Annotated in this window: 28 protein-coding genes, 1 pseudogene and 1 riboswitch; of the genes and pseudogenes, 27 read left to right on the forward strand and 2 right to left on the reverse strand. The window is 27.3% G+C overall.

Going from position 1 to position 26,104, the window contains the following annotated elements; all coding sequences use genetic code 11:
• The first annotated feature begins 517 nt into the window (after window positions 1-517).
• The gene (locus tag CLOACE_RS03870; RefSeq protein ID WP_070109734.1) at window positions 518-1,102 is read left to right on the forward strand and encodes an ECF transporter S component; all 585 of its coding nucleotides are present in this window, start codon (window positions 518-520) and stop codon (window positions 1,100-1,102) included.
• A gap of 407 nt (window positions 1,103-1,509) precedes the next feature.
• On the opposite strand, the gene CLOACE_RS03875 is transcribed toward CLOACE_RS03870, so the two are convergent.
• Entirely contained in the window at window positions 1,510-2,055 is a 546-nt protein-coding gene (locus CLOACE_RS03875) for a folate family ECF transporter S component (protein ID WP_070109735.1), read from the reverse strand.
• Window positions 2,056-2,112: 57 nt separating this feature from the next.
• Window positions 2,113-2,213, reverse strand: a riboswitch (THF riboswitch).
• Between the two features lie 296 nt (window positions 2,214-2,509).
• Here CLOACE_RS03875 and CLOACE_RS03880 point away from each other — a divergent pair.
• A complete protein-coding gene (locus tag CLOACE_RS03880; protein ID WP_070109736.1) occupies window positions 2,510-3,517 on the forward strand; it encodes a P1 family peptidase in 1,008 nt (335 codons plus the stop codon).
• A gap of 359 nt (window positions 3,518-3,876) precedes the next feature.
• Here CLOACE_RS03880 and CLOACE_RS03885 read toward each other — a convergent pair whose 3' ends face one another.
• Window positions 3,877-4,698, reverse strand: coding sequence for a flagellin N-terminal helical domain-containing protein (locus CLOACE_RS03885; protein WP_070109737.1), 822 nt, complete (start codon window positions 4,696-4,698; stop codon window positions 3,877-3,879).
• 567 nt (window positions 4,699-5,265) lie between these two features.
• Between CLOACE_RS03885 and flgB the strand changes: the two genes are divergently transcribed.
• From flgB to CLOACE_RS04010, 25 genes and pseudogenes are all read left to right on the forward strand, one after another.
• Entirely contained in the window at window positions 5,266-5,652 is a 387-nt protein-coding gene (gene flgB / locus CLOACE_RS03890) for a flagellar basal body rod protein FlgB (protein WP_070109738.1), read from the forward strand.
• A gap of 23 nt (window positions 5,653-5,675) precedes the next feature.
• Window positions 5,676-6,113: a flagellar basal body rod protein FlgC gene (flgC, locus tag CLOACE_RS03895; RefSeq protein ID WP_070109739.1), complete on the forward strand. Its 438-nt coding sequence runs from the start codon at window positions 5,676-5,678 to the stop codon at window positions 6,111-6,113.
• A gap of 10 nt (window positions 6,114-6,123) precedes the next feature.
• The gene (gene fliE, locus CLOACE_RS03900; protein WP_070109740.1) at window positions 6,124-6,423 is read left to right on the forward strand and encodes a flagellar hook-basal body complex protein FliE; all 300 of its coding nucleotides are present in this window, start codon (window positions 6,124-6,126) and stop codon (window positions 6,421-6,423) included.
• A gap of 15 nt (window positions 6,424-6,438) precedes the next feature.
• Window positions 6,439-8,013, forward strand: coding sequence for a flagellar basal-body MS-ring/collar protein FliF (gene fliF, locus CLOACE_RS03905; protein WP_070109741.1), 1,575 nt, complete (start codon window positions 6,439-6,441; stop codon window positions 8,011-8,013).
• Window positions 8,014-8,018: 5 nt separating this feature from the next.
• Entirely contained in the window at window positions 8,019-9,035 is a 1,017-nt protein-coding gene (gene fliG, locus CLOACE_RS03910) for a flagellar motor switch protein FliG (RefSeq protein WP_070109742.1), read from the forward strand.
• Window positions 9,019-9,798: a FliH/SctL family protein gene (locus CLOACE_RS03915; RefSeq protein WP_070109743.1), complete on the forward strand. Its 780-nt coding sequence runs from the start codon at window positions 9,019-9,021 to the stop codon at window positions 9,796-9,798. Before fliG ends, CLOACE_RS03915 begins: the two co-directional genes overlap by 17 nt.
• Window positions 9,799-9,812: 14 nt before the next feature.
• A complete protein-coding gene (fliI, locus tag CLOACE_RS03920) occupies window positions 9,813-11,117 on the forward strand; it encodes a flagellar protein export ATPase FliI (RefSeq protein ID WP_070109744.1) in 1,305 nt (434 codons plus the stop codon).
• A 28-nt stretch (window positions 11,118-11,145) separates the two neighbouring features.
• On the forward strand, window positions 11,146-11,583 hold the full coding sequence (gene fliJ, locus CLOACE_RS03925) for a flagellar export protein FliJ (RefSeq protein ID WP_070109745.1): 438 nt from the start codon (window positions 11,146-11,148) through the stop codon (window positions 11,581-11,583).
• Between the two features lie 5 nt (window positions 11,584-11,588).
• A complete protein-coding gene (locus tag CLOACE_RS03930; protein ID WP_070109746.1) occupies window positions 11,589-13,061 on the forward strand; it encodes a flagellar hook-length control protein FliK in 1,473 nt (490 codons plus the stop codon).
• A 12-nt stretch (window positions 13,062-13,073) separates the two neighbouring features.
• Window positions 13,074-13,613, forward strand: a complete 540-nt coding sequence (locus CLOACE_RS03935; protein WP_070109747.1) for a flagellar hook assembly protein FlgD — start codon at window positions 13,074-13,076, stop codon at window positions 13,611-13,613.
• Between the two features lie 2 nt (window positions 13,614-13,615).
• On the forward strand, window positions 13,616-14,005 hold the full coding sequence (locus tag CLOACE_RS03940; RefSeq protein WP_070109748.1) for a TIGR02530 family flagellar biosynthesis protein: 390 nt from the start codon (window positions 13,616-13,618) through the stop codon (window positions 14,003-14,005).
• A gap of 138 nt (window positions 14,006-14,143) precedes the next feature.
• Window positions 14,144-15,154 (forward strand): flagellar hook-basal body complex protein, encoded by a 1,011-nt coding sequence (locus CLOACE_RS03945; RefSeq protein WP_070109749.1) that lies wholly within the window; start codon window positions 14,144-14,146, stop codon window positions 15,152-15,154.
• A 120-nt stretch (window positions 15,155-15,274) separates the two neighbouring features.
• Window positions 15,275-15,484 (forward strand): flagellar FlbD family protein, encoded by a 210-nt coding sequence (locus CLOACE_RS03950; protein WP_070109750.1) that lies wholly within the window; start codon window positions 15,275-15,277, stop codon window positions 15,482-15,484.
• The gene (locus CLOACE_RS03955; protein ID WP_070109751.1) at window positions 15,481-16,311 is read left to right on the forward strand and encodes a motility protein A; all 831 of its coding nucleotides are present in this window, start codon (window positions 15,481-15,483) and stop codon (window positions 16,309-16,311) included. The genes CLOACE_RS03950 and CLOACE_RS03955 overlap by 4 nt, the downstream gene beginning before the upstream one ends.
• Window positions 16,304-17,044: a flagellar motor protein MotB gene (locus tag CLOACE_RS03960; RefSeq protein ID WP_070109752.1), complete on the forward strand. Its 741-nt coding sequence runs from the start codon at window positions 16,304-16,306 to the stop codon at window positions 17,042-17,044. The genes CLOACE_RS03955 and CLOACE_RS03960 overlap by 8 nt, the downstream gene beginning before the upstream one ends.
• Window positions 17,041-17,553, forward strand: coding sequence for a flagellar basal body-associated FliL family protein (locus CLOACE_RS03965; protein WP_070109753.1), 513 nt, complete (start codon window positions 17,041-17,043; stop codon window positions 17,551-17,553). The genes CLOACE_RS03960 and CLOACE_RS03965 overlap by 4 nt, the downstream gene beginning before the upstream one ends.
• A gap of 49 nt (window positions 17,554-17,602) precedes the next feature.
• Window positions 17,603-17,986 carry a flagellar biosynthetic protein FliO gene (gene fliO / locus CLOACE_RS03970; RefSeq protein WP_070109754.1) on the forward strand — a complete coding sequence of 128 codons (384 nt, stop codon included), beginning with the start codon at window positions 17,603-17,605 and terminating at the stop codon, window positions 17,984-17,986.
• Window positions 17,979-18,746, forward strand: a complete 768-nt coding sequence (fliP, locus tag CLOACE_RS03975) for a flagellar type III secretion system pore protein FliP (RefSeq protein ID WP_070109755.1) — start codon at window positions 17,979-17,981, stop codon at window positions 18,744-18,746. The genes fliO and fliP overlap by 8 nt, the downstream gene beginning before the upstream one ends.
• Window positions 18,747-18,775: 29 nt before the next feature.
• On the forward strand, window positions 18,776-19,045 hold the full coding sequence (gene fliQ, locus CLOACE_RS03980) for a flagellar biosynthesis protein FliQ (protein WP_070109756.1): 270 nt from the start codon (window positions 18,776-18,778) through the stop codon (window positions 19,043-19,045).
• Window positions 19,046-19,071: 26 nt separating this feature from the next.
• Window positions 19,072-20,889: a fused FliR family export protein/FlhB family type III secretion system protein gene (locus tag CLOACE_RS03985; RefSeq protein ID WP_070109757.1), complete on the forward strand. Its 1,818-nt coding sequence runs from the start codon at window positions 19,072-19,074 to the stop codon at window positions 20,887-20,889.
• 70 nt (window positions 20,890-20,959) lie between these two features.
• Window positions 20,960-22,987: a flagellar biosynthesis protein FlhA gene (gene flhA / locus CLOACE_RS03990; protein ID WP_242866390.1), complete on the forward strand. Its 2,028-nt coding sequence runs from the start codon at window positions 20,960-20,962 to the stop codon at window positions 22,985-22,987.
• Window positions 22,987-24,141 carry a flagellar biosynthesis GTPase FlhF gene (flhF, locus tag CLOACE_RS03995; protein WP_070109759.1) on the forward strand — a complete coding sequence of 385 codons (1,155 nt, stop codon included), beginning with the start codon at window positions 22,987-22,989 and terminating at the stop codon, window positions 24,139-24,141. The genes flhA and flhF overlap by 1 nt, the downstream gene beginning before the upstream one ends.
• The gene (locus CLOACE_RS04000; RefSeq protein ID WP_070109760.1) at window positions 24,138-25,004 is read left to right on the forward strand and encodes a MinD/ParA family protein; all 867 of its coding nucleotides are present in this window, start codon (window positions 24,138-24,140) and stop codon (window positions 25,002-25,004) included. The genes flhF and CLOACE_RS04000 overlap by 4 nt, the downstream gene beginning before the upstream one ends.
• A 12-nt stretch (window positions 25,005-25,016) precedes the next feature.
• Window positions 25,017-25,685: a flagellar brake protein gene (locus CLOACE_RS04005; protein ID WP_070109761.1), complete on the forward strand. Its 669-nt coding sequence runs from the start codon at window positions 25,017-25,019 to the stop codon at window positions 25,683-25,685.
• 3 nt (window positions 25,686-25,688) lie between these two features.
• A pseudogene (locus CLOACE_RS04010) lies at window positions 25,689-25,976 on the forward strand (sigma-70 family RNA polymerase sigma factor); the annotation flags it as partial.
• Between the last annotated feature and the right edge of the window lie 128 nt (window positions 25,977-26,104).

Genomic DNA, 26,104 nt, shown 5'->3' on the forward strand with positions numbered 1-26,104 from the left:
TTTCATTAAGACACTCTAAGACTAAAAAATAAAAAAACTCCTATCCAATTTATGCACAGTCCTTGGTGCGGAAATTGGCTCATCACGTCCTGTGATGAATTACGGAGTTTTTTTATTTTTTATTCTAAGATTGTCTAGAATTTATTCAAATTATTTACAAACTCTCTTTATGACTACTGGGCTTATTATTTTTAATTCATTTTTTTATGCAAATACCTTAATTTAAATTACAACAATATATTATATAAGGTATTAGCGGTAGCATCAGGATTTTATAGGGGTTTTAATGCAATAAAAAACTTTATAAACTTCTAATTGCTTTTTTCTATACTTTTTTAGATTTTATATAAATTTATGATAAAAGTTTAACAAAATCTATTTAATTTTTAATAAAAACATGGTACAATTATGGCGTCGGTATCCTTGAACTTTTTTAGGGAACTGAACTTAAATATATTTTAAAATTTTAATATATTCGACTTATATCCATAAGTGGAATGAGAACGGAGGTAATTTTATGGAAAGAAAATTAAAAACATCGGCTAGAATAAGTGTGAGACAAATTACAGTTATAGGAATGCTTTCTTCAATTTCAATTTTACTTGGAGTTACAGGATTAGGTTTTATACCTATACCGCCAGTTAAAGCTACTATAATGCATGTACCAGTAATTATAGGTTCTATAGTAGAAGGCCCTTTAGTAGGAGCTATGATAGGATTGATATTTGGAATATTTAGTGTTATACAAGCTATTACAGTGCCAACACCTTTATCTTTTGTATTTATGAATCCTTTAGTATCTGTGCTTCCAAGAATATTAATAGGAATAACATCTTATTATTCTTATAAACTAATGGTAGGAAAATATAAAACATTAAAAATAGGATTTGGAGCAGCTATAGGTTCTTTAACAAATACTATAGGGGTTTTAGGACTTATGTATTTATTATATGTAGAGCGTTATGCAAAAATGTTTAATATAAATACTACTGTAGCTGGTAAGTCTATTTTTGGAATTGCTATAGCGAATGGAATTCCAGAAATGGTTTTATCTGTAGCAATTACTATTCCAGTAGCTTTAGCTATGAAAAAATTAAAATAAAAAAATATTTAGTAATTTCTTGTAATAGGAAAATACATTTTAAATTGATATAATTTCAGAGAAAAATAATAAAAAATAATCTGCATAAAAATAATAATACAGTAGCATAAAGAGAATTTGTAAATAAGTCATTTCATTAAGACACTCTAAGACTAAAAAATAAAAAAACTCCTACCCAATTTATGCCCCGTCCTTGGGGCGGAAATTGGCTCATCACGTCCTGTGATGAATTACGGAGTTTTTTTATTTTTTATTCTAAGAGTGTCTAAAATTTATTCAAATTATTTACAAACTCTCTTTATGCTACTGTATTATTATTTTTATGCAGATTATTTTTTATTATTTTTCTCTGAAATTATATCAATTTAAAATGTATTTTCCTATTACAAGAAATTACTAAATATTTTTTAAGAAGCTATGTTTTTATTGGTGTTAAATGTTATATTTTCTTTTTCAATTGTTGTAAATCCAATTTTCTCTAGTAACTTCCATAGTGAATATATTAATGAAACCTTTACTGGAAATTCAATTGAGGATTTTATAATTCTTGGAATTAAAATTGCTAGAGCAGCTTTCCCTGTTATTATATGAAGCCATAGAGTATTAAGTCCTAAATTAATAAAAATAGTTATTATACTTACAGCTAATAAAGTGGTTTTAATTGATGACTTTTTATTATGAAGTACTAGTCCATATATTACTCCGCCTAAAAAAGCAGTTAATGTAAATCCTGGGAAATAAGCTCCTTTTGGAAATATAAGCATACCTAAAATATCTCCAGTTGCAGCAGCTATGCCACCTAATAGGGGACCAAACATTATAGAGGCAATAACATTAGGTAAAAATCCAAAACCTATTCTTATTATAGGGGTTTCAATAGACATAAATCTGCTAATTACTACATGAAATGAAATAAGTATAGATAGATACACAATTTTTTTAATTTTGCTCATAAAAAAACTCCTCCTTATAGTTGCAATAAGCCACAATAAGAGGATTTGCTCTTTTGTAGCAGCGGAATGCGGTTTATGTATCGCAAATAGAATTATTTTTCGTCTAACAAGCAACTTCCCGTCTTGCTAGCACTTAACGCACAAAAACCTACTCTGCTATTTATTGCAATATTCTTTTTACTACATTGTAAAACATATATTTAATTATTTCAATAAAAAATTTAATTTAAGCTAGTATAATTTCATATAAAAATAATATATAAATAATAAGCACATCAGCATAAAGAGAGTTTGTAAATAAGTCATTTCATTAAGAAAATCTAATAATAAAAAATAAAAAACTATAATATATAGTTTAAAGTGTACAATTTTGTTGTAATAATGATATTTTACTATTTTTATGATAAAATATTGTATAAAATGTATGATTAAAACATATAAAGGAGACAAAATTATGAAAGAAATAAAATTATTAGATATAGAAGGTATAAAAATTGGTCATGCACAAAATTTAAAAGCAGCTACTGGATGTAGTGTGATTATATGTGAGGAAGGAGCAGCAGCTGGAGTAGATGTAAGAGGAGGGGCACCAGGAACTAGAGAAACAGATTTATTAGACCCAGTAAATTTAGTAGACAAAATTCATGCATTGGTTTTAGCTGGTGGCAGTGCCTTTGGATTAGATGCAGCATCTGGAGTTATGAATTACTTAGAAGAAAGAAACATTGGATTTGATGTATCTGTTACCAAAGTGCCTATAGTTTGTTCTGCAGTTTTATTTGACCTTTTAATAGGTGACTATAAAATAAGACCTAATAAAGATATGGGTTATGAAGCCTGTATTAATTCTGAAAATTTAAAAGAAGATATTTGTGGTAATGTAGGAGCTGGTACAGGAGCTACTGTAGGAAAGTTTTTAGGCACAAAATATGCTATGAAAGGCGGTATTGGAAGTTACTGTGTACAAGTAGGTGAATTGAAAGTAGGAGCTATAATAGCAGTAAATTGCCTTGGAGATGTTATTGATCCTTCCAATGGAAACATAATAGCAGGTGCATTAAAAGAAGATATGAAAACATTTGCGGATACAGAAAAAATCATGATAAGCAAATATGATAATAAAAAGAATTTATTTAGTGGAAATACTACTATAGGAGCAGTAATTACTAATGGTAAATTTACAAAATCTCAATGTAAGAAACTAGCTTCTATGGCTCACAATGGTTATGGAAGAACTATGAGACCTGCTCATTCTATGTATGATGGAGATACTATATTTACACTAGCTACTGGCAATGTAGAGGCAGATATTAATGTAGTAGGATTATTATCAGCTACAGTTGTAGAAAAAGCTATTATAAGAGCTATTATAAGTGCAAGTTCTTTACAAGGATATAAGTGTTATAATGATATAATTAAAAATCTAGAAGCACATGAATTAGCAGCTTTTACCAAAAATTAAAGTGTAGTGGAATATATTTTCAGAAAAAAGTATATATAAAAAATAAAATATATAACAGCCATGAAAGTAGTGGTGTAAATAAGTCATTTCATTAAGACACTCTAAGAATAAAAAATAAAAAACTCCTACCCAATTTATGCCCCGTCCTTGGGGCGGAAATTGGCTCATCACGTCCTGTGATGAATTACGGAGTTTTTTATTTTTTTCTTCTAAGATTGTCTAAAATTCATTCAAATTATTTATACCACTACTTTCATGGCTGTTATATATTTTGTTTTTTATATATGCTTTTTTCTGAAAATATCCTAATAAAAGTTTTGAAAACATAAATAAAGGAATAACTGACATTAGGTGAGACTCTATCTAACTCTTACATTTTCCAATATTCTAAGCACATCTTGTGGTAATTTATTGGATTGTGCCATCATTGCATGACCAGATTCACATAAAATATTACACCTAGCAAACTCCATCATTTCTTCAGCTATATCTGCATCCCTTATATTGCTTTCAGAGCTTTGAGTAGACAATTCAAATTCAGCTAAATTTGTTAAAACATTATCAAATTTATTAACTAAAGCTCCAAATTTACTTCTATGATCTGTTACTTGTTGTAATGCACTATCAATTTTTTCTAAAGTTTCGTCTAAATTTGTTAAATTTAATTCATCTATACCTACATCTTTAGAAGTTAAATGCTTAAAAGGTATTTTTACATTTTCGTTGGCATTTGCTCCAATTTGCATTTCTTCATTAAGAGTATCTTTTTTGTCAAAAAGTTTTATTCCATTAAACTCTGTATTTTTTGCTATATCGTCATAACCTGCTACCATTTGTTTAATTTCATTTTCTATAGATAGTTTATCATTTTCGCTATTAGCACCACTTCCGTACTGTATAGTAAGTTCTCTTATTCTATGCAATATGGAAGTCATAGAGTCTAAACCTCCGTCAGCTGTTTGTGCCATACTTACACCATCTTGTACATTTTTTTGTGCCATTTGAAGACTTCTTATTTGAATTCTCATTCTTTCACTTTTTGCTATTTGATTTGGAGCTTCACCAGAATTATTTATTTTTTCTCCAGAGCATATGTGTTCTAAAGCAGTACTTTGTTTTTTTAATATTTTTGTATGCTCTCTAAATATATTTAAAGAACTAAGGTTTTGATTTAATCTCATAAAATCACTCCATATGTAGTTTTATTTTCTAGTATAAGCATCGGAAATATATTCAAAAACTTTAATAAGAATTAATTATAAATAAATATAATTTAGGTAAGTATTATTTTGTTTTTATTTAATATTTAATATGTATTTATATAGTAATTTTAAGTTAATATTTTAATTTATTGTGAAAATATTATTATATAGGAAAACAAAAGTAAATAGTGTATAATAGTCATAATAATGTAGTTAATTTTTTATAAATATAATTTAAATGTATATTTTTTTAAAATTTATGAATTAATATGGAAAAAATTATAAAAAAATAAACTGTTAATAATGTATAAAATAATACTATTTGTTACTATATTAAGAGTATACTATATTAATTTTTAATATATGCTATAGTGATTAAAAAACAGGTATTTTTTAAAATAATAATATACTTAAAATAGTAAAAATAAAAATATGCGAGTTTTAATTTAAAATAAAGTTAAATTAAAAAAATTAATAATTTAGAAGGAAAATACAAATTAATGTCTAATAGTAATAACAAGGATATTATAGAATGAAGGTGAAAATATGTATAATAGTAAAATTAATTATAATTTAATAAAAAGAGCTTTAGATGCTTCGGAATTAAGAAAAAAAGTTATATCAAATAATATAGCTAATATAAACACTAAAGGCTATAAAAAAAGTTATGTAACTTTTGAAGAAACTTTAAATAAAAGTATTTATGAATTAGAATTAAAATCTACCAATGAAAAACATATGCAATATGGAACAAACTATGGAGAAATAAATGTAAAAAAAGACAAGACTTCTAGTATGAGGTTAGATGGCAATAATGTAGATATAGATGTAGAAGCTACTAATGAGGCAGCAAACACTTTAATGTACAATGCTTTGATTTCTCAAGCAAACAATAGACTTTCTACTACAAAGTATATTATAAATGGTAGATAAATTATATATAAAGGAGATGTAAAATGATTAATGCATTAAAAGATTTAAGAATAAGTTCTAGTGGGTTATCTGCAGAAAGACTAAGAATGGATACTATAGCTTCTAATGTAGTAAATGTTAATACTACTAGAACAGAAAAAAATGGACAACCTTACAGGAGGAGATTTCCAGTTTTTCAATCTAATTTTCAAAATACATTAGATAAAGCTACAGGAAAACATAAAGAGGAAATGCTAGGCGTAAAAGCCATAGGTATTAAAGAAGATACCTCTCCCTTAAGAAGAGTGTATAATCCGTCACATCCTGATGCAGGAAAGGATGGATATGTTTTAATGCCCAACGTAAATATATTAAATGAAATGGCAGATATGATAACTGCTGTAAGAGCTTATGAAGCTAATGTAACTGCATTAAATTCACAAAAAAGCATGTTTTTAAAAGCATTAGAAATAGGAAGGTAGGTAATTTTTTATGAAGATAAATCCATTTGTACCGGATACTAAAGTTTTTGAAAACAATAAATTAGATAAAAGTAGTAATATTAATGAGGAAAAAGGATTTTCAAAGACTTTAAAAGAAAAATTAGATAAAGTAAATGATGCACAAGTAAAAGCTGAAAATAGTACGGAAAGCTTTATAAAAGGTGATGATAAGGACATACATACACTTATGCTGGATACAGAAGAAGCAAAAATGTCTTTAGAATTGGCAGTGCAAATAAGAAATAAAATGGTAGAAGCATATCAGGAGTTGAATAGAATGCAGTTATAGTAAGGAGTGCTAATAATGAATAAGCTATCAGAGTGGTTTAAAAAGCTGGTGGAAAAGTGGAAAAGCTTCAGTAAGAAAAAAAAGATAGCTTTTGGTGTACTTTTTGTAGGAATTTTGGCAACTTTAATATACATAGGAGTTTCATTAGGATCTACTAAGTATGGCGTGTTGTTTTCAAATATGGATAAAACTGATTCATCAGCAGTATACAATAAATTAAAAGAAAAAAAAGTAGATGTTAAAGTAGAAGGTAATAATATATTAGTTCCTAAAGATGAAGTAGATAAAATAAGAATGGAAGTTATGTCAGAAGTGCCCCTAACTAATGGAAGCCAAGGTTTTGAAATACTAGATAAAAATAAATTTGGAACTACAGAAGAAGAAATGAAAATAAATTATCAAAGAGCACTTCAGGGAGAATTAGAAAGGACTATAAAAGCTTTTCCTGAAGTACAGGATTCTAGGGTACATTTAGTTTTGCCTAGTGATACAGCTTTTGTAAAAGATGTGACACCAGGTAATGCAGCAGTTACTGTAAAATTAAAACCAGAAAAAAGTTTATCTACAGAACAAGTAAAAGCAATAGTTTCTCTTGTTTCTGGAAGTACAAAAAATATACCTAAAGATAATGTAAAAATTATAGATAGTAATATGCAAGAATTAACAGCAAATTTATTTGACGAAGAAGACAAAGAAGCTACTACACCACTAGAAAAACAACATCAGCTAAAAAAGGAATATGAAAAAAATTTAGAAAGTAAAGTTTTAAATTTATTAGAACCAGTATATGGAAAAGGGAAAATTCAAGTTAAAATTAATGCAGATTTAGATTTTGATGCTGTGCAAAGGGATGCTACAGACTATAATACAAGAAATGTAGTAGTAAGCGAACATAGTGTAAGAGATAGAAATACTGAAAATGAAAATGGAGCTGGAGTAGGTAATGACCCTAATCAAAATAGAATAGCTAATGAAAATAACAATAATGCTGTATCTACTCATGAAGAAAATACAAGGAATTATAATGTACCTAAAGTAGAAGAAAAAACTATAAAAGCTCCCGGAAGTGTAAATAGAATTACCACTTCAGTAATAATAGATGGAACATTAGATCCAGCAGAAAGAGCTTCTGTAAACAATGTAGTATCAGGAGCAGTAGGATTTAATGCCAATAGAGGAAATGGAGTGGGAGATGTAATAAGTGTAGAAGGAATGCCTTTTGATAATGCACTTGAAAATAAGGCAAATAAAGACTTAGAAGAAATGAAAAAATTAGAAGAGCAAAAAAAGAAAAAGAAATTATATACTATATTAGGAATTTTAGCTGTACTGGCAATAGTTGCAGGAGTAATAATTTATATAAAGAGAAAGAAACGTTTGGAAGAAGAAGAAGAGTTAGAATCACAAGAATTAGAATTTATTATGCCAGAAGAAGAATCTAAAGAAGAAACTGTTAAATTTAAACCAATAGATTTTGAAGGGCAAAATGAAAAAACTCATTTAGAAAATGAAATCAAAAAATATGCTAAAGAAAAACCAGATCAAGTGGCTGAAATTATTAAAGCATGGCTAGCAGAAGATGAGAGGTGATTTAAATGGCCAGAGATGAAAAAACTTTAACAGGAGTTCAAAAAGCAGCTATATTATTTATAACTCTAGGTCCAGAGGCTTCTGCAGCTATTATAAAAAAATTACCAGAGCCAGAAATACAAAAAATAACTTATGAAATAGCTAATATAAGTTCAGTAAAATCAGAGCAAAAACAAGAAATATTACAAGAATTTATAGAAATGAATAGAGCTAAAGATTATTTAATTGAAGGTGGAATAGATTATGCTAAAGATTTACTGTCTAAGGCGTTAGGTACACAAAGGGCAATGGAAATACTTGAAAAAGTTACGGAAGCTACGCAACAATTTAGACCTTTTGCTATAGCTAGAAAAGCAGATGCTCATCAACTTTTAAATATAATTTCTGATGAACATCCTCAAACTATAGCATTAATACTTTGTTACTTGCAACCAGATAAATCTGGACAAATAATTTCTTCTCTTCCAGAAGAAATTCAAACAGAAGTAGCTTTTAGAATAGCTTCTATGAGCAATACTTCTCCAGTAGTAATAAAGGAAATAGAAAAAGTATTAGATAGCAAATTATCATCAGTAGTAAGGTCAGATATGAAAGTAATAGGAGGAGTTCCTACTTTAGTTAATATTTTAAATCAAGTAGATAGAACTACAGAAAAGAATATAACAGAAGGATTAGAAAGAGAAAATGCGGAATTAGCAGAAAAAATCAAAGAATCTATGTTTGTATTCGAAGATATTGTTACACTGGACGATGTATCTATACAAAGAGTGCTTAGAGAAGTGGAAACAAAAGAATTGGCATTGGCTCTTAAAGGATGTTCTGAAGAGGTTGCAAATGTTATATTTAGAAATCAATCCAAGAGAGCAGCTGCTTCATTAAAAGAAGATATAGAATATTTAGGACCTGTAAGACTTATGGATGTAGAAAAAGCACAACAAAGAATTGTAAGTATTATAAGAAGACTGGATGAAGCTGGCGAGATAGTAATAGCAAGAGGTGGAGAAGATGCAATCATCGTATAATATTATAAAATTCTCTAAAGTTTCTAAACAGGGTGAAGAAAAAATAGAAACAAAATACTCATGTAAAAAAAATACTGAAGAAAAAGAAAATAAAAAAGTAATATGTGAAGAAAAACCCCCAAATTATGTAGAAAATTACAAAAACGTTGCAAAAGTTATATTAGAGGATGCAAGAAATAAAAAAGAAGATATAATTAATAAAGCTTATGAAGAGTCAGAAGAAATATTTAAACAAGCCTATGAAAAAGCATATAAAGAAGGACAACAAGAAGGATATGAAAAGGCTTATGAAGAAGCTTATGTAAAAAACTTAGAAAAAGCTAATATAGAAATTGAAGAAATGAAAAATCAAATTAAAGAAAAAGAAGAAAATATAATAAAAAGTGCTAAAGAATATTATAAAAGCTATTTAGAAGAAAAAGAATTAGAAATAAAAAATTTAGTAATTAATATTTCAGAAAGTATTTTAAAAAGAGAAGTAAATTATAAAGAATCTTTAAATGAAATGATATTTGAGGCTTTAAATACAGTAAAAAATACGAAAATGTTTATAATAAAATGTAATCCTATGTATGAAGAATCTTTAAAAAATAGTGTAGATGAGTTTAAAAGCCAATTGGCTTTTAAAGGAGATATTTTCATATTGTCAGATGAGAATTTACAAAAGGGAGAAGCAATCATAGAAAGGGATAATGGTAAAATTAAAATAAATGTAGAAGAAGCTTTAAATAAAGTAAAAGAAATATTATTTAATGAGGAATAATAGAGGAGGTTTTTATGTTAAATTTAGACTTCCAAAGTTTAAATAAAAAAATATCAAAGTGTAATTATAACTATATAGAGGGAATAGTTAAAAACGTAATAGGATTGACTATAGAAGTAGAAGGAATAAAAGCTTTTGTAGGTGAAGTTTGCACTATTTATAACGAAAAAAATAATACTATAAAATGTGAAGTAGTAGGATTTAGAGAAGATAATGTTATTTTAATGCCTTTAGGAGAGTTAATAGGTATATCGCCTGGTTGTAGAGTGGTGCCTAATGGAAGACCTTTAAGTGTAAAGTGTTCAGAAGAACTTTTTGGGAAAGTTTTAGATGGATTAGGAAAACCATTAAAAGGTGATGAAATAGAATTTGGATCTATATATGCTTTAGATAAAGAACCACCAGACCCTTTAAAGAGAAGAAGAATAAAAAATGTTATATCTACAGGTATAAGAGCTATAGACGGATTTTTAACTTGCGGTGAAGGTCAAAGAATAGGAATTTTTGCAGGTAGTGGTGTAGGAAAAAGTACTACATTAGGAATGATTGCTAAATATGCAGAAGCAGATGTAAATGTAATATGCTTAATTGGTGAAAGAGGAAGAGAAGTGCTGGATTTTATAGAAAAAGACTTAGGAGAAGAAGGCATGAAAAAATCTATAGTAGTTTGTGCTACTTCTGATAAACCAGCACTAGTAAGATTAAAAGGAGCATTTACTGCTACAGCTATAGCAGAGTATTTTAGAGATAAAGGGAAAAAAGTAATATTAATGATGGACTCTGTAACTAGATTTGCTATGGCTCAAAGGGAAATAGGACTTGCTATAGGAGAACCACCAGCTACAAAAGGTTATACTCCTTCAGTTTTTGCTATGCTGCCTAGGCTTATGGAAAGGTCAGGTATGTCTGATAAAGGCTCTATAACAGCATTTTATACAGTGCTAGTAGATGGAGATGACTTTAATGAACCTATAGCTGATGCTGTTAGAGGAATACTAGATGGACATATAGTACTATCTAGAGCTTTAGCGGCAAAAAATCATTATCCTGCTATAGATATATTAAATAGTATAAGCAGACTTATGTCAGAAATAGCTGAGGAAGAACACAAAAATGTAGCAGGCTTGGCAAGGGATTTGCTTGCTACTTATAAAGAATCAGAAGACCTAATAAATATTGGAGCTTATGTAAAAGGAAGCAATAAAAAAGTAGACATGGCTATAGAATATATAGATAAAATAGAATCCTATTTAAAACAAAAAATAAATGAACATACAAATTTTAAAGAAAGTTTGGAAATATTAAAATCTATGTTTTAAAAATAGCTTGTAAAGGCAGGGGAAAATATTGAAAAAATACAAATTTAGGCTTCAAAAATTATTAGATATTAGAAAAGAAAAAGAAGAAGAAAGCAAAATAGAATTCAAAAAAGCACAAAAAGAAAAATTAGATTTAGAAAATAAAATACACAATTTAAAAAATAATTATAAAAAATACAATTCTATAAAAAATAATGAATCTATAATAGAACAAAAGATAAAAATGCAGTATTTAAATGCACTAGTTTTTACAATAAATGATGCAAATAAAGAATTAGAATATAAAATTCAAATATTAGATAAAAAAAGAGAAGAACTAAAGCAAAAGCAAATAGAAAGAAAAACTGTAGAAATATTAAAAGAAAAGAAAAAAAATGAATTTATAAAAGAACAAAATTTAATAGAACAAAAGGCAAACGATGAATATGCTTTATACGGATTTATTAGAAAATGTGAAAGGAGGTGAAAATAGTGGAAATAAGTTTAATGGATTTATCAAAAAATAATTTTAGTAAAAAAAATATTAAATCCTATAAAAATACAAACAAAACAAATAATGATTTTAGTAAATATTTAAAAGAAACAAAAAACAAAAATCAGTGTAAATCTTTAGATTGTAAAAATATAAGCGGAATTAATAAAGAAAAAGAAATTAATAATGTAGATGATAAAACTAAATTAAATAATATAAAATCAGAATTAAAAAATGTAGGAATAAATTCTAAAGAAATAGAAAATGCAAACTCTTTAGAAGATATAAAAGAAGCTGTTACTGAAGTTTTAAAAGACAATAAAATATTAGGAAAATTAAACAATGAAGATTGTGAAAGTAGTTTAATTAATTTGTTAATTTTATTGCTATTACAAGGAAATTTAACTAAGGAAGATTTAAAAAACATTATGCCCAATGAAAATGCAGAAAATACAATAGATAAAATTAAAATTTCTATAGTAGAAAAAGTACTATTAAATAATTTGCCTTTAGATGGAGACAAAAATATAACAAAACAAGATGTATTTAAATCTCTACCAAATATAATTAAAGATTTAACTGAAACATTAAACAATAATGAAAAAGTAGATATAAAAGACAATAAATTTTTAAATATAGTATCAAAAATACAACAAAAAATAGAAAATATATTTGGTGAAAACAACACATTAAAAGGTACAGATAATTTATTAGATAAAATTAAAAATGAAATATCATTATTAATTGATGAAAGTAAATTAGGAAATTTAGTAAACCACAATAAAAGTAATTCAATTAGTACAAATAATAGTATATTACAAAATGAAGAATATATGAATACTTCAAAAATTTCCATTGAAAATTTAGAAAACAGCAATAATGAAGAAAATAATTTGTTGAATAACTCACAAAATAATTCAGAAGAAGATTTTCTTGAAAATTTAGTGTCTTCCAAAGGAGAAGACAAAATATCAAAAGTAACAAACTTTATGAATCAATTTAACAATGTAAATGTAGATAACTTATCAAAAGTTGAAGAAAACATAGTAATAAATAAATCTAATTTCAACAATGACATTATTAAAGCAGTAAAGTTTATGCAGTTAAATGATTTAAAAGAATTATCTGTAAAAGTAATGCCAAAGGAATTAGGAGAATTAGTAATAAGCCTTACTGTAGAAAAAGGTGTTATGAAAGCAAATATTTCTGCAGCTAATAAAGAAGCTTATAATATATTAAATTCAAACTTAGAGGAAATAACTTCTAAGATTCAAGAAAACAATATAAAAATTCATAATTTCACTATAGACATTTACAATCAAGACACTACTTTCTTTAAAGATGGTTCAAAAAATAGAAATGAAAATGGAAATTTTAAACAACAACATAACAATGTACAAACTATAGAAAGTGAAGATGAAAACCAAGAAAACAAAGTAGATAGTGAAAGTAATTTAAATATTTTAGCTTAAAGAGGTGATATTATGCCTGTAAACAGTACTAATGGAACAAATTATATTAAAGGACAATATACAGAAAAGGGCACTAGAATAGTAAAGCCAGGGCAAGAAATGGATAAAAATGCATTTTTAAAAATATTAGCAGCAGAATTATCTAATCAAGACCCTATGAATGCTAAAGATGGTACAGAATTTGTAGCACAAATGGCACAATTTTCAGGATTAGAGCAAATGGCAAATTTAAACAACACTATGAGACTTACAGCATCAGCTTCTTTTGTAGGAAAAGATGTAATGCTTAATTCATTAGATGATAAAGGAAACTTATATAGAGGAATAGTAAGTGGAATATCTAAAGATGGAGATACAATTAAATTAAATGTAGTAGTAGGAAAATTAAAAGATAAAGATGGAAATGAATACGATGATGTTAAACAATTTAAAATGGAAGACATAATAGAATTAAGAAATTCATCCTCTAAAGATTTTTATTATGATGTTGAAAAAGGTAAAGAAGAAAAAGAAAATGAAATTTTAGAAAATAAAGTTTCAAAGGAAATATAGTTATGGGATATAGAGTTATAAATGGGAAAATGTATATAACTGGTGATTTCCTTAAAAATTACTCTAATAATAAAGTAGAAAATAAAAAATCTAGCAATAAATTTTCTAATATACTTGAAAAGAAAATAGATAAAAATAAAAGCTTTGTAGTTTCTAATCATGCTTTAGAAAGATTAAAAGAAAGAAACATAAATTTTACTGAAGAAGATATGAAAGTAATAAATCAAGGAATAAATAAAGCAGAAAAAAAAGGCTGTAGGCAATGTGTTATGTTTTATAAAAATACTGCTTTAGTAACAAGTATTAAAAATAGAACTGTAATTACAGCTATAAATGGAGAAAACATAAAAGGAAATATATTTACAAATATAGACAGTGTTTTAGTAATTTAATCAGCAGGACCGAAACTTTTATTAGGTAATAAACGTATTTATAGTATAAAGTTTATATACCTAACTAATTAATGGATGCTGAGCTTTGCTGAAGGATAGATGCAAGGCATATAAACTTTAAAAATGGAGGTTTATTTTATGATAAGAGCAATGTACTCTGGTATAACAGGGCTAAAAGCCAATCAAACAAAATTAGACGTTATAGGTAATAATATAGCAAATGTAGGTACTACATCTTTTAAAACTCAAAGAATTAGATTTCAAGATATGTTAAGCCAAAGCATGTCAGAAGCCACAGGTCCTTCCACTACATTAGGGGGAACCAATCCAAGCCAAGTAGGTCTTGGAACTCAAGTGGCAGGTATAGATACAATAACCACTCAAGGAAATTTGCAACCTACTTCTAGAAATCTAGATTTTGCTGTAGATGGATCAGGATATTTTGTAGTGGCAAAAGGTAAAACAGATAATGATATAGGGATAACAGTTAAAACTGATACACATACAATAGATACAGAAAATGAAGATGAAGGAAATTTTCAAACCTTTTTTACAAGGGATGGTTCATTTACATTAGATGAATATGGACAATTAATAAATTCTGATGGAATGAGAGTTATGGGATATGCTATAGATGAATCAACAATACAATATGATGAAAAATATAAACCATTTATAGAAGAAGCAGTAAATGTTAATGAAGAGGAAATAAACGCTTTAGAAGATAAATTAGTTCCATTAGCAATTCCAGATGAAGTAGCCGGTAAAAAAGTAAGAAGATTTACAGTTGAAAAAAATGGTCTTATAAAAGTAACATTAACTGATAATACTGTAAGGGCAATAGGTCAAATTGCTATGGCATCTTTCAAAAATACAGCAGGTTTATATAAAGAAGGAAAAAACCTATATTCTGTATCTGCTAACTCTGGAGAAGCTGTATTTAGAAGTGGTGTAGGTGTAGAAGAGGCTGAAAATAACAACGAATTAGGTTATGGAAATATAGTACAAGGTGCATTGGAAATGTCCAATGTGGATTTAGCAGAACAATTTACAGAAATGATAGTAGCTAGTAGAGCTTTCCAAGCTAATGGAAAAATTATAACTACTAGTGATGAAATATTACAAGACCTAGTAAATTTAAAGAGATAAACTAATTAATATGCTAGTAAAAGCAGGTTAATGTATTTAACCTCTTTTATCTAGCATATAAAAAAATAAAATAGGGAAAAATTATCCCCTTATGAATATAAAAGAGAGTAGGGGTATTAAATGATAAAAGTTCTAGGATTAAACAACAAGGAATTTATACTAAATGAAGACCATATAGAAAAAATAGAAAATGTACCAGAAACATTAATTACATTAAGCAATGGCAAAAAGTATTTAATTAAAAACTCTATAGATGAAGTAATTGAAAAAATTATAAAATACAAAAAAAACATATTTAGCTTAGGTTTGCGGGAGGAATCCAAAAGATGAAAAGAAGAGACGTATTAACAGGCATAGGTATAGTACTTGGATTTGTACTAATGATATGGGCTATGGCAATGTCAAAAGGTATAACAGATTATAATTTGGGGCAATTAAAATTATTTTGGGATGTTCCATCCATAATTATAACACTAGGTGGATCTTTATGTGCTATGCTGGTAAATTATCCAATGGATCAATTTAGAAAATTAACTAAAATAATAATGCAATCATTTAAAGAAGTATCTATGTCTAGTATAGATATTATTCATCAATTTACAGGCCTTTCTAGAAAAGCTAGAAGAGAAGGGCTTTTATCTTTAGAAGATGATATAAATGGATTAGAAGATGCTTTTTTAAAAAAAGGACTTCAAATGGTAGTAGATGGCATGGAGCCAGAAACTATTAGAGAAATTATAGAATTGGAAATAGGAGAAATGGAAAGACGTCATGGAGAAGGAGTAGCAATGTTAAGAGCTTGGGGAGAATATGCTCCAGCATTTGGTATGGCAGGTACTCTTATAGGATTAATACAAATGTTAGGTAATTTAACAGACTCCAGCCAAATAGCTTCAGGAATGGGAAAAGCTTTAATAACTACTTTTTATGGTTCACTTTTGGCAAATATAATATTTAATCCTATGGCAGCAAATTTAAATTTAAAAAGTGAACAAGAAGTAGCTAAAAGAGAAATGATGCTAGAGGGAATTTTATCTATTCAATCTGGTGTTAACCCTAGAATAGTAGAAGAAAAATTAGTATCTTATTTATCTCCAGATGAAAGAAAAGAATATGTAAAAACTGCTGAAGCAGAAGGAGTGACAGAAAATGTCTAGAAGAAAGAAAAAAGCCAGTGCAAGTGGTGGAGGTGGATCAAGCTGGATGAACACTTATGCTGATACAGTAACTCTACTTTTAACTTTCTTTGTACTTTTATATTCTTTTTCTAGTGTAGATGCTCAAAAGTTTAAGCAAGTAGCTTCGGCTTTCCAAAGTGTTTTAGCAGGACAAGCAGGTCAAACTATATACGATTTTAATATGAAAAATGGTGAAGTGCCTTTAGTAGGAGAAACTATAGAAATGGGCAGTGCTACAGGAGGAAGAGAAGAGGAATTATATGATAAAGTTAAAGAATATATAAAAGAAAATAAAATTGATAAAGATATGGAAGTTACTAAGGATGGTAGAGGTATTATAATACAACTTCACGATAATGTATTATTTGAATCTGGAAAAGCAGATATTAAGCCAGAAAGCAAACCAATACTAAATAAAATAAATAATTTTTTAAGAACAATACCTAATAATGTTATAGTAGAAGGGCATACAGATAATGTGCCTATAAGTAATTATAGATATCCTACTAATTGGGAGTTATCTACTGCTAGAGCAGTAAATGTATTAAGGTACTTTGTTGAAAATTTAGGAGAAAATCCATCAAAATTTACTGCAGCAGGATATGGACCTTTTAAACCAGTAGCCCCTAATGATACAGAGGCAAATAAATCAAAAAATAGAAGGGTAAATATATTAATATTATCTAGTGAAAAGGAGACTGGTAAAAAATGAGTGAAAATAATGAAGCAAAACAAAAAAAACCTTTAAAAATAATATTAATAGTTGTAATACTACTTGTAGTTATAGCTGTAGGAGGATTTTTTGGATATAAAATATTTATAAGCAAAAACAAATCTCAACCTAGTAATATGCCTCAAAATGTACCAGTAAATTCAGTTCAAAATCAAGGAAATGCAAATTATGTATTAGTAAATCCAGTTTCAGCCTTTACGTATGATTTAGATGAATTTTTAATAAATTTAGCTGATGAAGATGGAAAAAGGTATTTAAAAACAAAAATAGTATTAGGATATGATGAAAAAAAGCTATTAAAAGAATTAGATAAAAATAAACCGATAATAAGAGATTCCATAAATACTGTGCTAAGATCTAAAAAAGTAAAAGACTTTGACCAAAAAGGAGTAGATAACATAAAAAAAGAAATATTAGATAAAATAAATCCTATGTTTCAAAAGGGCAGAATAAATAATGTATATTTTAATGACATACTAGTACAATAAAATTTCATACAAAAAAGCAAACTAAAAATTGAGAGTAGGAACATAAATTATGCAAATTCAGATTTGGATTAGTATTATAAAAATGTTGATTTTTTTATGCTTTATAATTTTTCTTATATATTTAACAGCTAAAATAGGTGGAAGTAAATTTGAAAGTATGCAAAAAAATAAATATATAAAAATATTAGAAAGAATACCAATATCAAAAGAAAATAGTCTTTTAATAATTCAAATAGGATCTAAAGGCTATGTTATATCTTCTACATCTCAAAGTGTAGAAATTCTTTTAGAAATTGATGATGAAGAAATAAACAAAATAAAATATTTTAAATCATTGAAAAATCAAATAGATGTTAAGGATTATTTAAATAGTACTAAATTAAAATATTTGTTAAAAAAACTTAAAATTAAGAAGGAAGATAATAATGAATAAGAAAACTAAAATTTTTGCGTTAATTTTAATTAGTGTTTTACTGATAATCTTATCTTCAAAAGCCTATGCAGCACCAGATACTTTCCCTATACCTAAAATAGATATATCTGTAGATAATGCTGCTTCACCTAGACAATATGTAGATAATATTAAGTTACTTATAATTCTTACAATATTAACACTACTTCCTTCTTTTATAATAATGATGACAAGTTTTGTTAGAATAATAGTAGTGTTTGGATTTTTAAGAAATGCCATGGGAACACAGCAATCACCACCTAATCAAGTTTTAATAGGACTAGCTTTGTTTTTAACTATATTTATAATGAAACCAATTTATAGTGAAATAAATACAAAAGCTATAGATCCTTTTTTAAAAAATAAAATAAATCAAGAACAAGCTTTTGAAGAAGGTGCAAAACCTTTAAGAGAATTTATGTTAAAACAAACAAGAAAAAAAGATTTAAGATTATTTAGGGAAGTAGGAAAAATAAGTGATAAAATTCAAGAAAAGCAGTTACCTTTATACATAGTAATACCATCTTTTATGATAAGTGAACTTAAAACTGCTTTTCAAATAGGGTTTTTAATTTACATACCATTTTTGATAATTGACTTAGTAGTAGCTTCTGTACTAATGTCTATGGGTATGTTTATGCTACCACCAGTTATGATATCATTACCTTTCAAATTATTATTATTTGTAATGGTGGACGGATGGTACTTGTTAGTAAAATCTTTAATACTGAGTTTCCACTGACGATTTTTAATGTAGGAAGGTGAATATATATGAGTGAAACAATGGTAATGGGAATAATGAAAGATGCAATACAAACTGGAATAATAGTAGCAGCACCTATATTAGTAGGTTCATTGTTAGTGGGACTTTTAATAAGTATATTTCAAGCTACAACTCAAATACAAGAACAAACTTTAACTTTTGTGCCAAAACTTTTAGCAGTAGCAATTATAGGGCTTTTAACAGGAAATTGGATGCTCCATCAAATAGTGGCATTTACCAATAGGATATTTGATGTTATAGCCAATATAATTAATTAGAATTTAAAATTAGTAGGTGAATTATATTGATTGATGCAGTTTATTTCACAGCATTAATATTAGTATTTTTAAGGTTATTTGCTTTTTTTATAACTATACCAGTATTTTTTCCAAAAGAAACACCAGTATATTTTAAAGTAGGATTTGCTTTAATTATGAGTTATATATTACTTCCTGGAATAAACTATGCTACAGTAAGCAATATTACAGATATGTTTCCATTTATACTAAATTGTATAAATGAAATAATTACAGGACTAACACTAGGTTATATAACTAATTTATGCTTTATAAGCGTAAGAATTGCAGGAAACATGATGGACCTTCAAGTAGGTTTTGCCATGATGAGTATGTTTGACCCTAATACTAATAGTAATGCTACATTACTTGAAAGATTATTATATTGGTTTAGTATAATAATATTTTTATTAATAGATGGACACCATATGTTAATTAGAGCACTTATAGAAAGTTTTAACACAATAAATATAGGACAATATATATTAGGAAAACCTACAGCAACTTTAATAATAAAAGCTTTTATTGAGTTTTTTTCTATAAGCTTAAAAATAGCAATACCCATAGTACTAATAATACTTATAACAGATTTAACATTAGGACTTATAGCTAGGACTGTACCTCAACTTAATGTAATGATACTAGGACTTCCTATAAAAATATTAGTAGGATTAACAGCTTTTTCTTTAGCATTACCTATATTTATAAAAGTAGTTGAAAGTTCTTTTCAATCTTTACCAGATGTTATAAAACAATTTTATAAAACTATACCACTACTTTTAGCATTTTCATCAGATGATAAAACAGAGGAAGCTACTCCACATAAATTAAGTGAAGCAAAGAAAAAGGGTCAAGTAGCAAAAAGTAAAGAAGTTGGACTGGCATTTACACTATTAGCATCTACAATTGTACTATTAACATTAGGACAATATATAATAAATAATTTAGGAAGAAATTTAATAGTATTTATGCAAGATTATATTAATATTTCTTTAAATTATGAAAGTGCAAAGAAAATAGGAATAATAGCAGTTGTAAGAATTGCTATGACAATTTTACCTGTAGCTATTCCCATAATGTTTATGGGAATTTTAGCTAACTTTCTTCAAACAGGGTTTATTCTTACAAAAGAGCCATTAAAGCCAGATTTGAAAAAACTAAACCCCATAAGTGGTCTAAAAAAAATGTTTTCTGTAAGAACTGTGGTAGAGCTATTTAAAGATTTAGCTATAGTTTCTGTAGTAGGATTTGTAGGCTATAAATTTATTAAGAAAAATTACTTATATATTTTAACTTTTGGGCACTTAAAGCCAATAACTATTGTAGAAGAATCTTTAAAATTAGCTGTTAATATATTCTTTAAAATAACTTTAGTTATGATAGCTATAGCACTATTAGATTTTATTTTTCAAAAAAGACAATTTAAAAAAGATATGAAAATGACAAAACAAGAAATTAAGGAAGAATTCAAACAGCAAGAAGGAGATCCATTAATTAAAGGGAAAATAAGACAAAAACAAAGGGAAATGGCTGCTAGAAGAATGATGCAACAAGTGCCAGATGCTACAGTAGTAGTAACTAATCCTACTCATTTAGCTATAGCTTTAAAATATGAAAAGGGAGATAATGCTCCTAAAGTAGTAGCAAAGGGAGCAGATTATTTAGCATTAAAAATAAAAAAAGTTGCAAAACACAATGAAGTTCCAATTATAGAAAACAGGCATTTAGCTAGACTTTTATATGAACAAGTAGAATTGGAAGAAGAAATACCAGCAGAAATGTATGAAGCAGTAGCAGAAATTTTAGCTTTAGTTTATAGTTTTTAAAATTAATTTGTAAATAGGGGGTTTTATCTTGGAGCACATTAAAAAAAGAAGGTTTAATGTAAAATCCAATATGGATGTAGTAATAGCTTTTGGAGTAATAGCTATTGTAATGATGATAATAATACCACTTCCTTCTGTGGTTTTAGATATACTTTTAGCATTAAATATAACAATTTCAGTAGTAATTATGCTTTTAACCATGTTTACAACTCATGTATTACAATTTTCTATATTTCCAACAATGTTATTGATAACTACATTATTTAGATTAGGATTAAATGTATCTTCAACTAGGCTTATATTAAAAGACGGTTATGCAGGAGAAATAATACAAGCCTTTGGTAACTTTGTGGTAGGTGGAAACTATGTAGTAGGAATTATTATATTTTTAATAATAGTTATTATACAATTTATAGTTATAACTAACGGTGCTGGCAGAGTATCAGAAGTTTCAGCTAGATTTACTTTAGATGCTATGCCTGGTAAACAAATGAGTATAGATGCAGATTTAAACTCAGGAATAATAGATGAACATGGAGCAAAGCAAAAAAGAAAAGAGCTTCAACAAGAAGCAGATTTTTACGGAGCTATGGATGGTGCTTCTAAATTTGTTAAAGGAGATGCCATAGCAGGACTTATAATTACAGCAATAAATATTTTAGCAGGAATTATAATAGGTGTATTGATTAATAAAATGGATATTGGAAAATCAGCATCTACATATACAATACTTACCATAGGAGATGGACTTGTAAGCCAAATTCCAGCACTTTTAATATCTACAGCGTCAGGTATATTAGTTACTCGCTCAGGAAGTGATGAAAACTTTGGTAATTTAGCAGCAAAACAATTATCAAGTTTCCCAAAGGTTATAGCTATTGCTTCTGTAGTACTTTTTTTCTTAGCAATAGTGCCAGGTCTTCCAACAATACCTTTTTTAATTTTATCTATATTTTCTGGAATAGCAGCTTACATTTTGTTTAAAGATGAAGAAGCACAAAAAGTGCAAGAAATGGAAACACAACAGCAAGAAATAACAGAAATTGAAAGTAAAGAACCAGAAAATGTAATGAATTTAATTTCTGTAGAACCTATGGAAATAGAAATAGGATATGGACTTATACCTTTAGCTGATGAAGCTTCAGGAGGAGATTTACTTCAGAGAATTACTTCTGTAAGAAGGCAATGTGCCATTGAAATGGGCATAGTAGTTCAACCTATTAGAATAAGAGATAATTTACAACTAAAAACCAATGAATATGTTATAAAAATTAGAGGTACTGTAATAGCAAAAGGAGAACTTATGCCTAATATGCTTTTATGTATGAACCCTACGGATGAAGATTTAGATGTAGAAGGCATAAGAACTGTAGAACCTTCTTTTGGATTACCAGCACTTTGGATAAATAAAGATCAAAGAGAAGATGCAGAAATAAAAGGTCTTACTGTAGTAGATCCAACTACAGTACTAGTTACTCATTTAACAGAAACTATAAAAAATCATTCTTATGAACTAGTGGGAAGACAAGAAGTTAAGATTATAATTGATTCTGTAAAAGAAAAATACAGTGCAGTAGTAGAAGAACTAATACCAGATTTAATCACTATAGGAGAATTGCAAAAAGTACTTCAAAATCTTTTAAAAGAAAGAGTACCTATAAAAGATATGGTAACTATATTAGAATCTTTAGCAGATAATTCGAGAAATACCAAAGATATAGAAGTTTTAACGGAATATGTAAGGTTTGCCTTAGGAAGAACCATATGCAACTCTTTAGTAGATGAAAATGGAGCTATTACAGTAGTAACTTTATCACCAGACATAGAAGAAATTATAGAAAATAATATACAAAAATCTATGCAAGGCTCTTTTCCAGCTATTGATCCAGATACTACTTCAAAAATATTAAATGGAATAAAAAATACTATGGAAAATGTTTATTTTTATGATAATCAACCAGTAATACTAGTTTCGCCTAAAATAAGACCAGCCTTTAGAAGGCTTATAGAAATGGTATTCCCAGGAATAACTGTATTATCTATAAACGAAATACCTAATGATATAGAAATAAAAACTGAAGGAGCTGTGACTATATAATGATTATAAGAAAATATATAGTGAAGAATATGAATGAAGCTATGACTAAAATAAAAAGGGATATGGGAAAAGATGCTATTATAGTAAGCCAGAGGAGGATTAGAAAACCAGGGTTTTTAGGATTTTTTTCCAAGAAAAAATTAGAAGTTACAGCAGCAATAGATAATACAAAAAAAGAAGAATTTACATCTAGTGGAGTAGAGTTATTTAAAAAAGTTATGGAAAAGCAAAAGTCTATAGATAAAACTGATGAAAAATATAAAAATGAAGAATTAAGTGGAATATATGAAGTAGCAGCAGAAAAAGAAAAACAAGAAACTTCCAGCGCAATACTAAATCAAATTGAAGAAATGAAAAAAATGATAGATGATGTAAAAAAAATCACACAAAATACTACTGCAAATAAAAGTGAAATAGAAATAAAACTAGAAAATAGTGACTTAATACCTGATTTAGTAAACAATATACTATCCAATATGAATTTAATGGAAGAAAATATAGAAGATACACAAAAGGCAAAAAAAGTCATACAAAATATGGTACCTGATTATAGTTTGAAAATAGAAGGTCCTATGGTTTTAGTAGGACCTACAGGTGTAGGAAAAACTACTACTATTGCTAAATTAGCAGGTAAATTAGCTTTAATTCAAAGAAAAAAAGTAGGACTTATAACTATAGATACATATAGAATAGGTGCAGTAGAACAACTTAGAACTTATGCTGATATAATGAATATACCTTTTAAAGTAGTGTTTTCTATAAAAGAAATGGAAGAAGCAGTACATAGTATGGAAAATTGCGATATAATTTTAATAGATACTACAGGAAGAAGTAGTAAAAATACTATGCAAATTTCTGAGCTTAGGGCTTTTATAGAAAAAATTCCTACAAAAAATATTAATTTAGTAATAAGTGCTACTACAAAAAACAAAGACATAAATACAATATTAGAAGGATATAAAGAATTAAAATACAACTATGTAATAATAACCAAATTAGATGAAACTACAACTTATGGTTCCATACTTAATATAATAAATATAAGTAAAAAACCAATAAGCTTTATAACTACAGGACAAAATGTACCAGATGATTTAAGAAAAATTAATGCTGAAGAAATTGCTAATTTAATACTAGGAGAGTGTAGCATATGATGGATCAAGCACAAAGATTAAGAGAATTAGCTATAGGAGAAGATTTTTATAAAAATCTTAATAAAAGTCCTAAAATAATCACAGTAACTTCTGGAAAAGGTGGTGTAGGGAAAAGCAATTTTGTAGTTAATTTAGCTATATCTCTTCAAAAAAGAGGTAAAAATGTTATGATATTTGATGGAGACATAGGCATGGGAAATGATGATATACTAATGGGGTTTTTGCCTAAGTATAATGTATTTGACATTATACTAAAGGATTTGCCTTTAGAAGAAGCAATAATAGTGGCACAAAATGGAGTAAGACTTTTACCCGGTGGCACAGGATTAAATAGAATAGCTGAATTATCTAAAGAACAAAGAATTAAATTTATAAATAAATTAGTTACATTAGAAGATTTAGATTATATATTAATGGATACATCTGCTGGCGTGAATAAAAATGTATTAGGATTTATAGATTGTAGCGATGAAGTTATAATAATAACTACTTCAGAACCTACTTCTCTTACAGATGCTTATAGCTTAGTAAAATTAATGCATCACTTTGGCATAAAATCTTCGGTTAAATTAGTAGTAAATAAAGTTTTAGAAAAAAAAGAAGGAAGAGAAGTTTTTAACAAGTTTAGCAGTGCTACATGGAGATTTTTAAAAATGGATGTAAAATATATAGGAAGTATATCAGAGGATAAAAACATTATAAAGGCAGTAAAGAGGCAGGAGCCTTTTGTAATAAGTTTTCCAGATAGTATTGCTTCAATGGATATAAAAAGGATAGCTAATATAATTTTAGGAGATAAAAGAAGAAATAAAACAAGTGGAATACAAAATTTATTTAAGAGACTGTTTAAAATGTTTTTATAGGAGTGAAGTTTTATGGGTAAAAAAGAAGAAGTAAAATTTCAATTAAACAATAAAATAGAGGTATTGTGGGAAGATGGAAATTATAAAAGTGTAATTCAAGATATAACAAATAATTCCATAGGCATTAATATACCAGTATGTGGTGGAAAATACTTACCTTTGAGAAAAGGCGAATGGATAGAAGCTATATGTTTTAGTAAAAATAGTATTTATAAATTTAATACAGTAGTATTAGGTAGAAAAATAGATGGAATGTTAATAATAATGTTAGCTAAACCTAAAAAATTTACTAGAATTCAAAGAAGAAACCATGTAAGAATACCAGTACTTTTAAATATAACCTGCGGTGCTTTAAAATTAAATAAAGATTTAAATGAAATTGATGATAATCAGTATGAATTTTTTCAAGCTTATTCTTTGGATTTAAGTGGTGGTGGCATGAAAATAGCTTCTGATAAAAAAATTTCTTTAGGAGACATATTATTAATAACTCTTCCTTTGGGTAAGGAACTTTTAGCAATAAAAGGTAAAGTTGTTAGGGGATATAAAGATGTAGATAGTAAAAAAAATATATATGGTGTTTGCTTTTTTGATATTGAACAAGGTGTTAGAGAAAATATAATACAATTTATATTTAGAATTATGAGAGAACGAAGGAGAAAAGGGGTAAGGGGGGAATAGGTTATGACCCTTAAAGAAAAGGATAAATTAAAAGAAGAAGTAGTAAAAAAATATATTCCATTAGTAAAGTATATAGCTTCAAGAGTTATTATAGGTAAAACTAAATATGTAGAATATGAAGATTTAGTAGGTTATGGAATGGTTGGACTTATGGATGCTTTAGAAAAATTCGATGAAAGTAAAGGTATGAAATTTTCTAGCTATGCATCTATAAGAATAAAAGGCTCTATGATAGATGAACTTAGAAAAAATAGCCCTATATCTAAAGGTGCAATGGACAAACTTAATAAATGAGGAAATTGCACAATTAAACTTCCTCAATTATATTTAAAAATCATTACTTTTTGTTAATAATTAACTATTTTGTTCAGAAAAAGATAATAGCAAAGCTAAGGTGCTATTGCACCTGTGGATAACTT

The organism is Clostridium acetireducens DSM 10703 (assembly GCF_001758365.1).
In the GTDB taxonomy this organism is placed as follows: Bacteria; Bacillota; Clostridia; order Clostridiales; family Clostridiaceae; genus Clostridium_C; species Clostridium_C acetireducens.